The sequence below is a fragment of the Sphingomonas spermidinifaciens genome, assembly GCF_002351485.1.
Classification (GTDB): domain Bacteria; phylum Pseudomonadota; class Alphaproteobacteria; order Sphingomonadales; family Sphingomonadaceae; genus Sphingomonas; species Sphingomonas spermidinifaciens.
In genome coordinates this window covers 67,874-81,501 of the sequence record NZ_NWMW01000003.1, presented here as the reverse complement: position 1 = coordinate 81,501, position 13,628 = coordinate 67,874, and the positions used below count along the sequence as shown (strand labels likewise).

At 68.3% G+C, this 13,628-nt stretch carries 18 protein-coding genes; 10 read left to right on the top strand and 8 right to left on the bottom strand.

The features are described from left to right. Positions 1 to 80: 80 nt before the first annotated feature. Positions 81 to 1,229: an FAD-binding domain-containing protein gene (locus tag COC42_RS15705; protein WP_096344320.1), complete on the top strand. Its 1,149-nt coding sequence runs from the start codon at positions 81 to 83 to the stop codon at positions 1,227 to 1,229. Here COC42_RS15705 and COC42_RS15700 read toward each other — a convergent pair. Then, on the bottom strand, positions 1,226 to 2,047 hold the full coding sequence (locus COC42_RS15700) for an LD-carboxypeptidase (RefSeq protein WP_096344319.1): 822 nt from the start codon (positions 2,045 to 2,047) through the stop codon (positions 1,226 to 1,228). The two genes, COC42_RS15705 and COC42_RS15700, sit on opposite strands and share 4 nt — an antisense overlap. A 55-nt stretch (positions 2,048 to 2,102) precedes the next feature. On the opposite strand from COC42_RS15700, the gene COC42_RS15695 reads away from it, so the two are divergent. Continuing rightward, positions 2,103 to 3,503 (top strand): UDP-N-acetylmuramate--L-alanine ligase, encoded by a 1,401-nt coding sequence (locus tag COC42_RS15695; protein ID WP_096344318.1) that lies wholly within the window; start codon positions 2,103 to 2,105, stop codon positions 3,501 to 3,503. After that, positions 3,500 to 4,207 (top strand): alpha/beta fold hydrolase, encoded by a 708-nt coding sequence (locus COC42_RS15690; RefSeq protein ID WP_096344317.1) that lies wholly within the window; start codon positions 3,500 to 3,502, stop codon positions 4,205 to 4,207. Before COC42_RS15695 ends, COC42_RS15690 begins: the two co-directional genes overlap by 4 nt. 24 nt (positions 4,208 to 4,231) lie before the next feature. Here COC42_RS15690 and COC42_RS15685 read toward each other — a convergent pair whose 3' ends face one another. Then, on the bottom strand, positions 4,232 to 4,936 hold the full coding sequence (locus COC42_RS15685) for an SIMPL domain-containing protein (protein ID WP_096344316.1): 705 nt from the start codon (positions 4,934 to 4,936) through the stop codon (positions 4,232 to 4,234). Positions 4,937 to 5,024: 88 nt separating this feature from the next. Between COC42_RS15685 and COC42_RS15680 the strand changes: the two genes are divergently transcribed. The 4 genes from COC42_RS15680 (at position 5,025) to COC42_RS15665 (ending at position 7,111) form a co-directional block, all read left to right on the top strand. After that, the gene (locus COC42_RS15680; RefSeq protein ID WP_096344315.1) at positions 5,025 to 5,480 is read left to right on the top strand and encodes a VOC family protein; all 456 of its coding nucleotides are present in this window, start codon (positions 5,025 to 5,027) and stop codon (positions 5,478 to 5,480) included. A gap of 1 nt (position 5,481) precedes the next feature. Then, complete coding sequence (gloB, locus tag COC42_RS15675) at positions 5,482 to 6,213, top strand: hydroxyacylglutathione hydrolase (protein ID WP_096344314.1); 732 nt, start codon at positions 5,482 to 5,484, stop codon at positions 6,211 to 6,213. Between the two features lie 68 nt (positions 6,214 to 6,281). Further along, complete coding sequence (locus COC42_RS15670; RefSeq protein ID WP_141395867.1) at positions 6,282 to 6,704, top strand: hypothetical protein; 423 nt, start codon at positions 6,282 to 6,284, stop codon at positions 6,702 to 6,704. Between the two features lie 20 nt (positions 6,705 to 6,724). Then, the gene (locus COC42_RS15665) at positions 6,725 to 7,111 is read left to right on the top strand and encodes a hypothetical protein (protein WP_141395866.1); all 387 of its coding nucleotides are present in this window, start codon (positions 6,725 to 6,727) and stop codon (positions 7,109 to 7,111) included. A gap of 132 nt (positions 7,112 to 7,243) precedes the next feature. Here COC42_RS15665 and hslU read toward each other — a convergent pair whose 3' ends face one another. The 4 genes from hslU to COC42_RS15645 form a co-directional block, all read right to left on the bottom strand. Beyond that, positions 7,244 to 8,536: an ATP-dependent protease ATPase subunit HslU gene (gene hslU, locus COC42_RS15660; RefSeq protein ID WP_096344311.1), complete on the bottom strand. Its 1,293-nt coding sequence runs from the start codon at positions 8,534 to 8,536 to the stop codon at positions 7,244 to 7,246. 91 nt (positions 8,537 to 8,627) lie between these two features. Further along, positions 8,628 to 9,179 (bottom strand): ATP-dependent protease subunit HslV, encoded by a 552-nt coding sequence (hslV, locus tag COC42_RS15655; RefSeq protein WP_096344310.1) that lies wholly within the window; start codon positions 9,177 to 9,179, stop codon positions 8,628 to 8,630. Between the two features lie 43 nt (positions 9,180 to 9,222). After that, the gene (locus tag COC42_RS15650) at positions 9,223 to 9,636 is read right to left on the bottom strand and encodes a holin family protein (RefSeq protein WP_096344309.1); all 414 of its coding nucleotides are present in this window, start codon (positions 9,634 to 9,636) and stop codon (positions 9,223 to 9,225) included. Further along, positions 9,633 to 10,193, bottom strand: a complete 561-nt coding sequence (locus COC42_RS15645) for a glycoside hydrolase family 108 protein (protein WP_096344308.1) — start codon at positions 10,191 to 10,193, stop codon at positions 9,633 to 9,635. Before COC42_RS15645 ends, COC42_RS15650 begins: the two co-directional genes overlap by 4 nt. Positions 10,194 to 10,267: 74 nt before the next feature. Here COC42_RS15645 and COC42_RS15640 point away from each other — a divergent pair, with 74 nt between their 5' ends. Further along, positions 10,268 to 10,873 (top strand): SOUL family heme-binding protein, encoded by a 606-nt coding sequence (locus tag COC42_RS15640; protein WP_096344307.1) that lies wholly within the window; start codon positions 10,268 to 10,270, stop codon positions 10,871 to 10,873. Between the two features lie 31 nt (positions 10,874 to 10,904). After that, complete coding sequence (locus tag COC42_RS15635) at positions 10,905 to 11,126, top strand: hypothetical protein (protein WP_096344306.1); 222 nt, start codon at positions 10,905 to 10,907, stop codon at positions 11,124 to 11,126. A gap of 55 nt (positions 11,127 to 11,181) precedes the next feature. Here COC42_RS15635 and COC42_RS15630 read toward each other — a convergent pair whose 3' ends face one another. Together COC42_RS15630 and COC42_RS15625 are read right to left on the bottom strand one after the other, a co-directional pair. Next, positions 11,182 to 11,748 carry a glycine zipper 2TM domain-containing protein gene (locus tag COC42_RS15630; protein ID WP_096344305.1) on the bottom strand — a complete coding sequence of 189 codons (567 nt, stop codon included), beginning with the start codon at positions 11,746 to 11,748 and terminating at the stop codon, positions 11,182 to 11,184. A gap of 82 nt (positions 11,749 to 11,830) precedes the next feature. Then, positions 11,831 to 12,652 (bottom strand): class I mannose-6-phosphate isomerase, encoded by an 822-nt coding sequence (locus COC42_RS15625; RefSeq protein ID WP_096344304.1) that lies wholly within the window; start codon positions 12,650 to 12,652, stop codon positions 11,831 to 11,833. Between the two features lie 132 nt (positions 12,653 to 12,784). On the opposite strand from COC42_RS15625, the gene COC42_RS15620 reads away from it, so the two are divergent. Then, positions 12,785 to 13,615, top strand: coding sequence for an outer membrane protein assembly factor BamD (locus tag COC42_RS15620; protein WP_096344303.1), 831 nt, complete (start codon positions 12,785 to 12,787; stop codon positions 13,613 to 13,615). Positions 13,616 to 13,628: the final 13 nt, after the last annotated feature.

The following is a 13,628-nucleotide window of genomic DNA, read 5'->3' as shown; positions in this document are numbered from 1 at the left end:
GCCCGGCCAAGGCTGGCAATCGTTGCGGCTCGACCAAAAGCGGGATTGGGGCGGCGGCGACGCCGGCCTAGCGCAAGCCGATGATCCTCGAACCCACCCGCGCCGCCGCGCTCGCGCGCCTTGATGCCTTTTCGCCCCGCATGGGCCGGCGATATGCGGCCGAGCGCAACCACGACCATGGCAGCGCAGGCGCGTGGCCGGCGAACGTGTCGATGCTGTCACCCTATCTGCGCCACCGCCTGATCGACGAGCAGGAGGTGCTGGCGCGGGCGCTTGATAAGCACGGCCCCGACGCGGCGGAGAAGTTCGTCAGCGAGGTGCTGTGGCGCGGCTATTTCCGCGGCTGGCTTGAGCAGCGGCCGGCGGTGTGGGACCGGTATCTGGCCGAGCGCGATGCTGCGCTGGCGGCGGTGGAGGCGAATGGCGGCCTCGCGCGCGACTATCGTGCCGCGATCGAGGGGCGAACGGGCATCGACTGTTTCGATGCGTGGGCGGACGAGCTGACCGCCCACAACTGGCTGCACAACCATGCGCGGATGTGGTTCGCGAGCATCTGGATCTTCACGCTTCGCCTGCCCTGGGTGCTGGGCGCCGACTTCTTCCTGCGGCACCTGCTCGACGGCGATGCGGCGTCGAATACGCTTTCGTGGCGTTGGGTGGCGGGGCTGCACACGCGCGGCAAGGCCTATGCCGCGCGCGCGGACAATATCGCCCGCTACACCGGCGGGCGCTTCAATCCCAAGGGGCTGGTCGAGGAGGTCGAGCCGCTGACCGAGGATGAGGAGGCGCCGCTCATCCGCTTCACACCGCCGCCGCGACCCGAACCCGCGGGCGAGTGGTCGCTGTTGCTGCACGAGGGTGATCTCGCGATCGGGCACTCTTTGGCGACCCCACCCTCCGCGATCGTCGCACTGGTGCCGCGAGAGGAGCGGGTCGCGCCCGCGGTCGCGGCGTTCCGGCGAGGGGCTGTCGAGGATGCGGCGACGCGGGCGGGCGCGAGCTATGGCTGCCCGGTGCACCGGGTCGAGGATGCCGCAACGCTGGGCGATATCCGCGCGGGCCGGCTCGTCGCGGCTTATGTGCCGCTGGGAAATGCGCCGGCCTTGCCGCAGGTCGACACCTTCGTGCGTGACTATGACGCCGCTGTCTGGCCGCTCGCCACCGCCGGCTTCTTCAAGGTGAAGGCGGGAGCGCCAGCCAAATCGCGCGCTCTGGGGCTGCCGCTTTAGGCGATGCCGAACGGCACCACGCAATTGTCGGCGTCATGGCCGATCCTCGCGCGGCCGAGATACGGCACGCGCATCTCGCCGCACCAGCGCGCCATGATCTGGTCGAGCGTCTCGCCGAACGCTTCCGGCCCGTCACCGTCGGGCACGTCCGTGACGCTGCCGAGGCGGATGCCTGCAAGGCCGCGCAGCTGCGTCGCGTTCGCGAGCTGGAACATCATCCGGTCGATCCGGTAATAGCTCTCGCCCACTTCCTCGATCAGCAGCACGTGATCGGTGAGGTCCGGCACCCAGGGCGTGCCGAGCATCGCCGTCAAAATCGCGAGGTTGAATGCCGCGGCCGGCCGCCCGTCGAGCCCCGGCTCTAGCGCGCGCCGGTCCTTCGCCGTCAGCCAGGCGAGCGCGCGCCACGCCGGCCCGCCGCGGTTGCGCGCAGTCGCCTCGGTCGACATCGGCCCGTGGCACGGCCGCCCGATCCGCCGCGCATAAAGTGCGCCGAGCAGGAAGCCCATGTCGGAAAAGCCGAGATAGGCCTTCGCCCGCGCGGCGTCGTTCAGCTTCGGCATCACCTCGGCAAGGATGCGGTTCGACCCATAGCCGCCGCGCGCGAACCAGATGGCGTCATAGGCCGGGTCGTTGGCATAGCGCAGGAAGGTTTCGGCGCGCAGCGCATCGGGGCCGGCGAAATGTCCTGCCTCGGCAAAGCATTGCGGGTCGATGACGAGCTCGACCTCGGGGAATTCGAGCGCCGCGAACGCCGCGCCGCGGGCGGCCGATTCGGGGCGGGTCGAGCGGGCAGGGGCGACGACGGCGATCCTCATGCGCGCCTGTGTCGAGGCTTGCCCTTGCCAACGCAAGTGCCGATAGGCGGGCGCCATGCAGCAGCGTTATTTCTTCGTGGGCGTGGGCGGGTCGGGGATGATGCCGCTGGCGATGATCCTTGCCGGGCGCGGGGCGTCGATCGCGGGGTCGGACCGGACGCTCGATCAGGGCCGGCTGGCGCCCAAGTTCGACGCGCTGAGGGCGCTGGGCATCGACCTTTTCCCCCAGGACGGCAGCGGCATTACCTCGCCGCAACAGGTCGTCGTCGCCTCCGCCGCGGTCGAGGAGACGGTGCCCGACATGGTTGCGGCGGCGCGGGTCGGCGCGCCGAGGATGCGCCGCGCCGACCTGCTCGCGTCGCTGTTCAATGACAGCCGGGTGCGGATTGGCGTGGCCGGGACCAGCGGCAAGTCCACCGTCACCGGCATGATCGGCTGGATCCTTCACGCGCTCGGCCGCGATCCAACGGTCATGAATGGCGCGGTGATGAAGAACTTCGCCTCGCCCGACCGCCCCTTCGCCAGCGCGCTGGTGGGGCAGGGCGAGGCGTTCGTCAGCGAGGTGGACGAAAGCGACGGGTCGATCGCACTCTATTCGCCCGACATTGCGGTGCTCAACAATGTCAGCCTCGATCACAAGTCGCTCGACGAACTACGCGCGCTGTTCGGCGATTTCGCGGCAAAGGCGTCGCGAGTGGTGGTCAATGCGGGCGATCCGGAAGCGGCGGCGCTGGCCGCGACGATCGGCAGCGACCGGCGCACGACGTTCGCGATCGAGGGCGAGGCCGATCTGGTGGCGCGCGACCTGTCGCCCGAGCCGTTCGCGATCGCCTTCACGCTCGAAAGCGGGAGCAAGCGACTGCCCGTACGCCTGTCGGTGCCGGGTCGCCACAACGTCGCCAACGCGCTCGCGGCGATCGGAGCAGTCGTCGCCGCTGGCGTGCCGGTCGAGGACGCGGCGAGCGCGATCGATGGCTTCGTCGGGCTCAAGCGCCGGTTCGAGTTGGTGGGCGAGGTGGGCGGCGTCACCGTGATCGACGATTTCGGGCACAATCCCGACAAGATCGCCGCGACGCTCGACACGCTGATGGCCTTCCCCGGCGCGCTCAAGCTCCTGTTTCAGCCGCACGGCTACGGCCCGCTCAAGGTAATGCGCCGCGAGCTGGTCGAAAGCCTCGCCGCGCGGCTGCGGCCGGGCGACGAACTCGTCCTGCCCGATCCGGTCTATCATGGCGGCACGACGTCGCGTGAGGTGACGAGCGGCGACATCATCGCGGACCTGACTGCGCAGGGCGCGCCCGCGCGCCACATCCCCGACCGCGCCGCCGCCGCCGCGCACCTCGTCGCGACCGCCGCGCCCGGCGACCGCGTCGTCGTGATGGGCGCGCGCGACGATACGCTTAGCCAGCTTGCCGCCGACATGCTCGCCGCGCTTGCCACAAGGAACCCCGAATGACCGACGACGCCCGCATTGCCTTTCGCGTGACCGAGGGAGAAGGGCCGACAATCGTCTTCCTGCCCGGCTATGCCAGCGACATGAGCGGGACCAAGGCGCTGGCGCTGGAAGCCTGGGCCAAGGCACAGGGCCGGGCGTTCGTCCGCTTCGACTATCGCGGCTGCGGCGAGAGCGAGGGCGCGTTCGAGGACTATACGCTCGCCGACTGGCGCGACGATGCGCTGCTCGTCGTCGATCAGGTGGCGAAAGGGCCGGTGGTGCTGGTCGGATCGTCGATGGGCGGCTGGATCGCGCTGCTGGTCGCGAAGGCACGGCCCGATCGGATCGCGGCGTTGGTCGGGATCGCGCCCGCCCCCGACTTCACCGACTGGGGCTTCAGCCAGGCCGACAAGATGACGCTGCTGAGCGAGGGGCGGCTGGAGAAGCCATCGCCCTATTCGCCGCATCCGACCGTCACCACCCGCGCCTTCTGGACCGCGGGCGAGGCCAACCGACTGATGCATGGGCCGATCCCGCTCAAGCTGCCGGTGCGCATCGTCCAGGGGATGCGCGACCCCGACGTGCCGTGGGAGCGCGCGGCGCGCCTCGCCCAGCTGATCGAAAGCGACGACGTGCAGTGCTGGCTGGTCAAGGACGGCGACCACCGGCTGTCGCGCGATCAGGACATCGCGATGATCGTGCGGGCGGTCGAGGCGGTCGTCTAATCCTTCCCGTGTCGGGGAGAAGCTTCACCGCAGATAAAAGTCCACTGTCGTCACCACGCGCACCTTCTTGAACGGCGTGTCGGCGACGCCATAGCCGCCCTGGTCGCCGTCGCGCGGCTCGACCGAGAAATAGCCCTGCGTTGCGCTCTTGATCGCGCCGACGCCGGTCGCGCTGTCCTTGGCGAACTGCTCGGCCGAGGCGCGGGCGTCGCGGGTCGCTTCGGCCACCATCGACGGCTTGATGTCGTTCAATTTGGTGAAGCTGTAGCTGAGGCCCGACCCTTCCTGCAGCACCACGCCGTCGCGGACCAGGTCGAATTGCCGCGCCGCCGCGCGCTGCGCCCGCGCCACGTCACCGGTCCGCAGTTGCAGCCGCTGCGTCACGGTGAAGCGCTGTACGCCGTTGTCATAGCTCTGCATTACGCTCGCCCCCGCAGGCCGCAGCGCGTCGGCGGGAAAGCCGAGCCCGGCGAAGAAGCGCCGGATCGCGCCCGTATCCCCGTCGATCTGCGCGCGGACGGCGGCCAGATCCTCGCCCGAGCGGCTATAGTTGAGCGTCCAGACCGCAAGATCTGCTGTCACGTCGCGCTCGGCCAGTCCGCGCACCGTCACCGACCGGTCGGCGGCGCGCGCGCGGCGCAGGCCGTCGCCCAGCAGATAGCCGCCCAGCACTAGCCCCAGCGCCACCAGCGCCGCCGCGATCACCGCCCACGAACCCCGCTTTTCCATCGCTCTCGACTCCCCATATGCTGCGCGGCGATGCTGCGGCTGCGCCGATGAACCGTTGCTGACATACGACGAATGGAGCCGATTGGCGATGAACTACCTCCACACGATGATCCGCGTGACCGATCCTGACGCAACGATCGCCTTCTTTGAGCTGCTGGGGCTCAAGGAAGTGCGCCGCATGGAGAACAAGGCCGGCCGCTTCACGCTGATCTTCCTCGCCACGCCCGAGGACATGAACGGCCCCGGCGAGCGCGCCAAAGCGGAGGTCGAGCTCACCTATAACTGGCCGCCCGAGGACGGCAGCGCAGCCGAGGTCTATACCGGCGGGCGCAATTTCGGGCATCTCGCCTACCGCGTCGACGATATCTACGCGACCTGCCAGCGGCTGATGGACGGCGGCGTCACGATCAACCGTCCCCCGCGGGACGGCAACATGGCGTTCGTGAAGACGCCCGACGGCATTTCGATCGAGCTGTTGCAGGCCGGCGACGCGCTCGCCCCGGTCGAGCCCTGGGCGTCGATGCCAAATACCGGGACCTGGTAAGATGGACGGCCCGCTCGAGATCGTTCGTGTGCCCGTGCTCAGCGACAATTATGTCTGGCTGATCCATGACGACGAGAGCGGGGAGACCGTCGTCGTCGATCCGGGCGAGGCGGCGCCGGTGCTCGCCGCCGCCGACGCGCGCGGCTGGCGCATCGGTCAGGTCTGGAACACGCACTGGCATCCCGACCACACCGCCGGCAACCAGGCGATCAAGGACGCGCATGGCGCCGTCGTGACCGCCCCGGCGGCCGAGGGGGTGAAGATCCCGTCGGCCGACCGGCTGGTGGCGGAGGGCGACACGGTGACGATCGGGCGGCGGCAGGCGCGCGTCTGGGAAACGCCCGCGCATACCGCCGGCCATGTCAGCTTCCATTTCGAGGGCGAAGCATTGGTCTTCGTTGGCGACACGATGTTCGCGATGGGCTGCGGCCGATTGTTCGAGGGGACGGCGGCGCAAATGCATTCGGCGCTTCAGCGGCTGGCGGCGCTGCCCGAGGCCACGACCGTCTATTGCGCGCACGAATATACGCTCTCCAACGCGAAGTTCGCGGCCGCGGTCGAGCCCGACAACGCCGCGATCGCCGAACGGCTGGCGCGGGTCGAGGCGCTGCGCGCTGCGGGCGAGCCGACGGTGCCGACGACGATCGGGGAGGAGCGGGCGACCAACCCCTTCGTCCGCGCGGCCGATGCCGATGAACTTGCGGCCCTGCGTGCAAGAAAGGATAATCTGTAGCAGTCTTGCGCTGCTCAGCCCCCGTTCATGCGTTCAGGTGCGGAGTGTCGATAAGGAGGATGCAGGCCATGTCGCGAATCGCCATCGTCGCCGCCGCCGTGGCGGCCGCCGCGACGCTCTCCGGATGCGCGGCTACCCCGCGCGAGACGGCGGCCCGCGAAGCGCGCCAAGCGCGGTCGGCGGCCGAACTCGATCAGCGGCTTGCGGGTTTCACCGCCGGTAAGCCGACCACCTGCCTGCCCAACCGCAACGCGCGCCGATCCGACTATTTCGGCGACACGATCATTTACGAGGTCAGCGGCAACCTATTGTACCGTACCGACACCAGCGGGGGGTGCAGCCTGCGCAACGACGACATCCTCGTCACCCGATCGACCATCGGGCAGCTCTGCCGCGGCGACATTGCGCACACGGTCGATCGAGCGTCGCGGTTCCCCACTGGCTCGTGCGCGCTCGGCGAGTTCACGCCGTATCGAAAGACGCGCAGTTGATGCGAGCAGAGCTTGGCCTGATGCTCGGCGCGCTGGTGCTCGCCGGATGCGCGGGTCAGGACCGGACCGCCGAGCAGATTCGTGCGCGCGGCGAGCGCGAGTTTGCGGCCGCGATCGAGGGGCGCGTGCCGGGCAAGCCCGCGCGCTGCATCGACCCGCAGACAGCGGGCGGCCCGCAACTGGTGGCGCCCGACAAGCTCGTTTACCGCGATCTGAACGCTGTGTGGGTCACGCGTGTCGAGGGGTGCCCGTTCATCGATCGCGATTCGATCGTGATCGCCGAGGTGTTCGGCGGCCAGCTTTGTCGCAACGATCGGTTCCGGACCGCCCGGCGCGGCGGTATCGCGATTCCGGGGCCGTTCTGTCGCTATGGCGACTTTACGCCCTATCGCGCCCCCAGGTCTTGATCTTCAGACCCGCGTTATGACCCTCACCTGAAACGCGGGCGCCCGTGTCCGATCAGCAGGACGGGTCGGAAGTTGTCCTCAAGTCGCAGGACAGCTGATCGCCGAAGCGGAGCGGCAATGCGCCGCTCCGCCTCACAGCACGTAGCGGCTGAGATCGGTGTTGCGCGCGATGCCTGCCAGCTGCGCCTCCACGTAAGCGGCATCGACCGTAACGGTCGATCCGCTGCGATCCTCGGCATCAAAGCTTACTTCCTCGAGCAGCTTCTCCATCACCGTCTGGAGCCGGCGGGCGCCGATATTCTCGACCTCACCGTTCACTTGCGCGGCAATGCGGGCAACCGCGCGGATGCCGTCGTCGGTAAAGGCGACTTCCACACCCTCGGTCCCGATCAGCGCGCGATACTGTTCGGGCAGGCTCGCCTTGGTATCGGTGAGGATCGCGACGAAATCGTCTTCGGTCAGCCCCTTCAGCTCGACCCGGATGGGCAGGCGGCCCTGAAGCTCCGGAAGCAGATCGCTGGGCTTGGCGACATGGAACGCGCCGGAGGCGATGAAGAGCACATGGTCGGTCTTCATCGGCCCGTACTTGGTCGCGACGGTGGTGCCCTCGATCAACGGCAGCAGGTCGCGCTGCACGCCCTCACGGCTCACCGATCCGCCGCGCACGTCGCTGACCGCGATCTTGTCGATCTCGTCGAGGAAGACGATGCCGTTCGCCTCGGCGTCGGCAAGGGCGGCGCGGTTGACCTCGTCCTGGTCGAGGCGCTTGTCCGCCTCTTCCTCGACAAGCTTGGCCCAGGCGGCGTGGACGTTCATCTTGCGACGCTTGAGTTGCGGGCCGCCGAGGCCGCGCATCATCTCGCCCAGGTTGATCATCTGCGGCGCGCCGCCGGGGATTTCGAACGGCATCGGGCTGGAGGCTTCCAGCTCGATCTCGATCTCGGTGTTGTCGAGATGACCGTCGTTGAGCCGCTGGCGGAACGCCTCGCGCGTCGCCTGGCTCGAATCCTTGCCGGTGAGCGCGTCGAGCAGGCGTGTCATCGCCGCCGCCTCAGCCTTGTCCTTCACCGCGACGCGGCGGCGTTCCTTCTCCAGCCGGATCGCTTCCTCGACGAGGTCGCGGGCGATCTGTTCGACATCGCGGCCGACATAGCCGACCTCGGTGAACTTGGTCGCCTCGACCTTGACGAACGGCGCGTCGGCCAGCTTCGCGAGGCGGCGGCTGATCTCGGTCTTGCCACAGCCAGTCGGGCCAATCATCAGGATGTTCTTCGGCGAAACCTCGTCGCGCAGGTCGGGTGACAGCTGCTGGCGGCGCCAGCGGTTGCGCAGGGCGACGGCGACCGCGCGCTTCGCGTCCTTCTGACCGATGATGTGTGCATCGAGCGCGGCGACGATCGCCTTGGGGGTGAGGGTGTCGTTCATTTCATCCACTTCATCATCCCAGCGAAGGCTGGGATCGGGGGCCGCAAGGGCGCGCAGTTGGGGTGCGGTCCCAGCTTTCGCTGGGTGACGGTTATTGGGCGCTTTCCAGCGTCTCCACCGTCAGGCGGTCGTTGGTGTAGACGCACAGCTCGGCAGCGATGCCCATCGCCTTGCGCGCCAGCACCTCGGGATTAGGCTCATAGTCGGCGAGCGCGCGGGCGGCGGCCAAGGCGAAATTGCCCCCCGATCCGATCGCCGCGATGCCGCCCTCGGGTTCAAGCACGTCGCCGTTGCCGGTGACGACCAGCGTCACGTCCTTGTCCGCGACGATCAGCATCGCCTCAAGATTGCGGAGGAACTTGTCGGTTCGCCAGTCCTTGGCCAGCTCGACCGCGGCGCGCAGCAGCTGGCCCTGATGCCGCTCGAGCTTGGCCTCGAGCCGCTCGAACAGCGTGAAGGCGTCGGCGGTCGCGCCCGCAAAGCCGGCGATAACCTTGCCGTCACCCAGCGGGCGGACCTTCTTCGCATTGGGTTTCATGACGGTCTGGCCGGCGGAGACCTGGCCATCGCCCGCGATCACCACCCGGCCACCGCGGCGCACGGAAAGGATCGTCGTGCCGTGCCACGCATTGTCGTTGCTCATGGCCGCGCATATGGGGAGGGGCGGGGCGCTGCCAAGAGTGCCGCTATCTCTCCACGCCCTTGACCTTCCCCCATTGGCGCATCGCCGCATAGCCGAGATAGCCGGTGCCGAAGAGCGTGTAGAGCTCCTCGGGCAGCGCGCGGAGATAGCCGGTGATGCCGCGCGCGATCGCGTCGGCGGTGGCGGGGCTGGCCGCCGCGATCAGGCCCATCGGGATCGCCCACAGGAACAGCGCGTACATGACGTAGAGGAAGCCCGGGCGCGCGCGGCTGGTCCAAGGGTCTGGCGACTGCGCCTCCGCCACGATCGCCGAAAGCTGGGTGCGCAACACCTCAAGCTCCTGGCTGCCCTGCAGCCTGAGCAGTTCGAGCTTGGCCGCGTCGCGCGCACGGGGATCGGGGATCACCTTGTCGATGAGGCCTGCGAGCGGCCCGATTATCGCGTCGAGGATGCTCATCGGCCGTCCTCCATCGGGTCGGCGAGGCGGTTTGCGAGCCAGCCGTAGAGGAATGCCTCGTTTGCGGGACGCTGCTCGGCGAGGCGGAGATAGCGTTCGCCCTGCATCGCCTCGACCGCTTTGAGGAGGACGATCTCGCCCCGCTCGCCGCGCACGTCGAGGAACGCAGCGAGCGCGGCGAGCGTGCGCGGGCCGATGCGGCCGTCGACCGCGATATCCGCAAAGTCTCGCCCTTGCCGGTTGAGCGCGATCAGCGCGCGCTGAAGGAACCTTGCCGCGACGCCCGTCCCCATGTTGACGCCGGTGTCGAACAGCTCGGCCGCGAGCCTCGGTGCGCGTGCGGCGACTGCATCGAAGCGCGGCGCCAGCCAGTAGCGGCTGCGATAGAGTGAGGCGGCGGCGCTGCGCGGATAGTCGCGCATTGCCCCACGATAGCCCGCGGCGCGGGCCACGGCCTCGGTCACGCCCCAGCGCGTCGGTCCGCCGCGGTCGGCGGGGTGATCGACGAAGCCGCCCTCCCGCGCGATGAGATCGTCGATCAACGCCTCGATTTCCATGCTACCCTCCTGCCGAAACGAGTCGGCAGCTAACCCATATGGTTCGCTGTAGGACAGATGCGGAAGGTGTGCGTATGGCGGACGGGGCAAGTCAGCGGGCCTGGTTGATCGGCGGTGGCGTGGCGGGTGCGGCGGTCGCGGGGGTTGCCGCCTGGTGGTTCACCCGGACCGAGACGCCTGCCTATTCGCTGGTGCTGAAGGACGGCGCGATCGAGGTCCGTGCCTATGGCACCCTGCCGGTCGCCGAGGCCGTGCACGACGGCGAGCGCGACGCGGCGCTTGGCAAGGGCTTCCGCGCGCTCGCCGACTATATCTTCGCGAGGTCGCGCGGGGGCGAGAAGATCGCGATGACCGCGCCGGTGATCGCCGATCGCGCCGGGGACGGGTGGCGCACCCGCTTCGTGCTGCCGGCCCAGTATCTCGACCTTGCCCCACCAGCGCCCGCGACGGATGCGGTGCGTACGATGACGCTCGCGCCGCGTCGCGTCGCCGCGATCCGCTTCGCCGGCCGCGCCGACGATGCGCTGCTGGCCGAGCGCGAAGCGGTGCTGCGCGAGTGGCTGTCGGGCTATGGGCTCAAGCCAACAGGGCCGGCCGAATATGCGTTCTACAACGCGCCGCTCATGCCGGGACCGTTGCGGCGCAGCGAGGTGCTACTGCCGGTTTCCAGCATCTATTGAAGCCGGTGTTCTATAGGGCTATATCACCTCTATGTTGAATTTGCTCTCGATCCTGATCGGACTCGTCGCGCTGCCGTTCCTGCTGTTCGGCTTCATCCCGTTTCTCGGCTGGTCGCTGTGGTTCGGGTTGATGATCCCCATCGTCGGCGCGGTGGTGGGCGCGCTGTCGAGCAGCAATGCCGGCCGTAACCTCAACCTCGTCATCCTCGTGATTGGTGCCCTTCGGCTGATGCTTGGCGGCGGCATCATCTGACATAGGAAAAGGCCCGGCGATCGCTCGCCGGGCCTGTCCGTCGCTTCGTGATGATTTACCGGCAGCTGATCCCGCCGCGGTCGATCTGGCGGCCGAGCAGCGCACCCGCACCGCCGCCGATCAGCGTGCCGAGCAGGCCCGAATTGCCGTTGGTCAAAAGGTTGCCGAGCACGCCGCCGCCGACCGCGCCGATGATCAAGCCCGTCGTACCGTCGCTCCGGCGACAATAGTAGCGCCCGTCATTGCCGCGATAGATCCGGTCGTTGCGACCGAGGCGACGTGGCTGATAATAGCGCCCGTCCCGGTAATAGTTATCGGCATAGTAACGGCGCTGGCCGGGCGGCAGACGGTTCCAGTCATAGTTGCGCGCCTGACGCCAGTCGCGGCGATCTTCGCGCCGGTCGCGGCGGGCATCCCGCACCTCGTCCCGATATTCGCGCCGCGCCTCGCGCACGTCGCGGCGCGAGTCGGCCTGGCGCAGGTCGCGGCGATAATCGCGCTGCGCGTCGCGCACTTCGCGGCGATACTCGCGATTGGCCTGACCGGGGGTCTGCTGCGCCGCGAGCGGAACCGCGGGAATGGCAATCGCGGCGATCAGCGCGGTCAGGATGGGCGTACGCATCGAACTTCCTCCTAAGTTGGTGGCGGAAGAACGATGCGATTTGTCCGCAGTTGCGTGAACGTAAAACTACGTTCGGTTCAGCTTACAGACGGGTCATGCCTGGATAGGCGAAGAGCAGATCGGCGCTTGTTTCCGCCTCGACTTTCTCGCTTCCCGTGATCGACACGCATTCGCCCGCTTGCCATTCGACATCGGCGACCTTGCCACTGCCGCTGACGGGGACGAGCCAGCCGGTCGTGCCGGCCGGCAGCACCACGTCGTGCCCGCCGGTCCAGCGCTCGAGTACGAACTTCGGCCCTTCGACGAGGATCGTCCGTCCCGCCTCGACCTCACCCGGCGAGGCGTAGGGGACATAGGGCACCGGATCGCTGACCGCGACACCGTCGTCGAGGTGCAGCTCGCGCGGGCGACCATAATCGTAGAGGCGATAGGTGGTCTCGCTGTTCTGCTGGACCTCGATCAGGGTGATGCCCGCGCCGATCGCGTGGACAGTGTTCGATTCCGAATAGAGGAAGTCGCCCGCCTTCACCGGCTTCCAGTAGAGCAGATCCTCGATCGACCCGTCGAGCGCGGCGGCACGCAGCTCGTCGGCGGAGAGGGGGCGGACCGTGCCGACCGCGATCGTCGAATCGGGTTCGGCGTCGAGGATCAGCCAGCACTCGTCCTTGCCGCGCGGCAGGCCGCGGGCCTGTGCCTGCTCGTCATTGGGGTGGACCTGCACCGAAAGTTTCTCGCTGGTGAACAGGTATTTGATGAGCAGGTCCGGCGTGCTGTCGCCGGGTTGCTGGAACCAGACCTCGCCCACCGGCTCGCCGCCCGGCGCGGGATCGGGAAAGCCGGGGAAAAGCCGCGTGCGGCCCCAGGGCTTTTCGACGCGGTGGGTGGCAAGCTTGGTCGCGGGCAAGGGGCTTCTCCGTGGATTAAATGGCGTCGCTGCAACGCAGCGGTATCGCCAGCGGTGCCCCCGCGGGCAACCGATTTTCGCATCCCTAAAAATCCGTTGTTCGCGCCTTGCCCGCTCGGGTAAGGAGGCGCGATGCGTCGCTTTCCTCTCCGCCCGCTCGCGCTCGGCGCGATTGCCCTTTCCGCCATCGGCCTGTCGGGCTGTGCGCAGTCGAACAAGGGCGCGGACATCCCGTATGTCGCGCGTGACGTGGGCACGCTCTACACTGCCGCCAAGCAGCGGCTCGACCGCGGCCAGTACAAGCAGGCGGCGGCGCTGTTCGACGAGGTCGAGCGCCAGCACCCCTATTCGGTCTGGGCGCGCCGCGCGCAGCTGATGAGTGCGTTCAGCTATTACCTCAACAAGGATTACACCGAGTCGATCCAGTCGGCGCAGCGCTTCCTGTCGGTGCACCCCGGCAACCGCGATGCGCCCTATGCCTATTATCTGATCGCGCTCGGCTATTACGAGCAGATCACCGACGTGACGCGCGACCAGAAGATCACCAGCCAGGCGCTCGACGCGCTGGGCGAGCTGTCGCGCCGCTATCCCGACACGCGCTACGCTGCGGATGCGCGGCTCAAGGTCGATCTGGTCCGCGACCACTTGGCCGGCAAGGAGATGGAGGTCGGGCGCTTCTATGGCCGCCGCGGCCAGTGGCTCGCCGCCTCGATGCGCTATCGCTCGGTCGTCGACCAGTTTCAGACGACCAGCCATGCGCCCGAGGCGCTGCTGCGCCTGACCGAGGCTTATCTAAACCTCGGCCTTCGCGAGGAGGCGAAGAAGTCGGCGGCGGTGCTTGGTGCCAATTATCCTGGTACCGACTGGTACGAGCGCGCTTACAAGCTGGTCAACGAATATCCCGTCCTGCCGCCGCAGCAGGCGGTGAAGCCCGCGACTGAGATCGACCCGGTGGGCGCCTGACGCCCGCCGCGAC

Coding starts and splice junctions, on each gene's coding strand:
- COC42_RS15700 (WP_096344319.1), bottom strand. CDS start 2,047: ATGAGGATCGCCGTCGTCGCCCCTGCCCGCTCGACCCGCCCCGAATCG.
- COC42_RS15635 (WP_096344306.1), top strand. CDS start 10,905: ATGTTGAATTTGCTCTCGATCCTGATCGGACTCGTCGCGCTGCCGTTC.
- COC42_RS15685 (WP_096344316.1), bottom strand. CDS start 4,936: ATGGAAAAGCGGGGTTCGTGGGCGGTGATCGCGGCGGCGCTGGTGGCG.
- gloB (WP_096344314.1), top strand. CDS start 5,482: ATGGACGGCCCGCTCGAGATCGTTCGTGTGCCCGTGCTCAGCGACAAT.
- COC42_RS15665 (WP_141395866.1), top strand. CDS start 6,725: ATGCTCGGCGCGCTGGTGCTCGCCGGATGCGCGGGTCAGGACCGGACC.
- COC42_RS15680 (WP_096344315.1), top strand. CDS start 5,025: ATGAACTACCTCCACACGATGATCCGCGTGACCGATCCTGACGCAACG.
- COC42_RS15670 (WP_141395867.1), top strand. CDS start 6,282: ATGTCGCGAATCGCCATCGTCGCCGCCGCCGTGGCGGCCGCCGCGACG.
- hslV (WP_096344310.1), bottom strand. CDS start 9,179: ATGAGCAACGACAATGCGTGGCACGGCACGACGATCCTTTCCGTGCGC.
- hslU (WP_096344311.1), bottom strand. CDS start 8,536: ATGAACGACACCCTCACCCCCAAGGCGATCGTCGCCGCGCTCGATGCA.
- COC42_RS15650 (WP_096344309.1), bottom strand. CDS start 9,636: ATGAGCATCCTCGACGCGATAATCGGGCCGCTCGCAGGCCTCATCGAC.
- COC42_RS15690 (WP_096344317.1), top strand. CDS start 3,500: ATGACCGACGACGCCCGCATTGCCTTTCGCGTGACCGAGGGAGAAGGG.
- COC42_RS15620 (WP_096344303.1), top strand. CDS start 12,785: ATGCGTCGCTTTCCTCTCCGCCCGCTCGCGCTCGGCGCGATTGCCCTT.
- COC42_RS15640 (WP_096344307.1), top strand. CDS start 10,268: ATGGCGGACGGGGCAAGTCAGCGGGCCTGGTTGATCGGCGGTGGCGTG.
- COC42_RS15645 (WP_096344308.1), bottom strand. CDS start 10,193: ATGGAAATCGAGGCGTTGATCGACGATCTCATCGCGCGGGAGGGCGGC.
- COC42_RS15695 (WP_096344318.1), top strand. CDS start 2,103: ATGCAGCAGCGTTATTTCTTCGTGGGCGTGGGCGGGTCGGGGATGATG.
- COC42_RS15630 (WP_096344305.1), bottom strand. CDS start 11,748: ATGCGTACGCCCATCCTGACCGCGCTGATCGCCGCGATTGCCATTCCC.
- COC42_RS15705 (WP_096344320.1), top strand. CDS start 81: ATGATCCTCGAACCCACCCGCGCCGCCGCGCTCGCGCGCCTTGATGCC.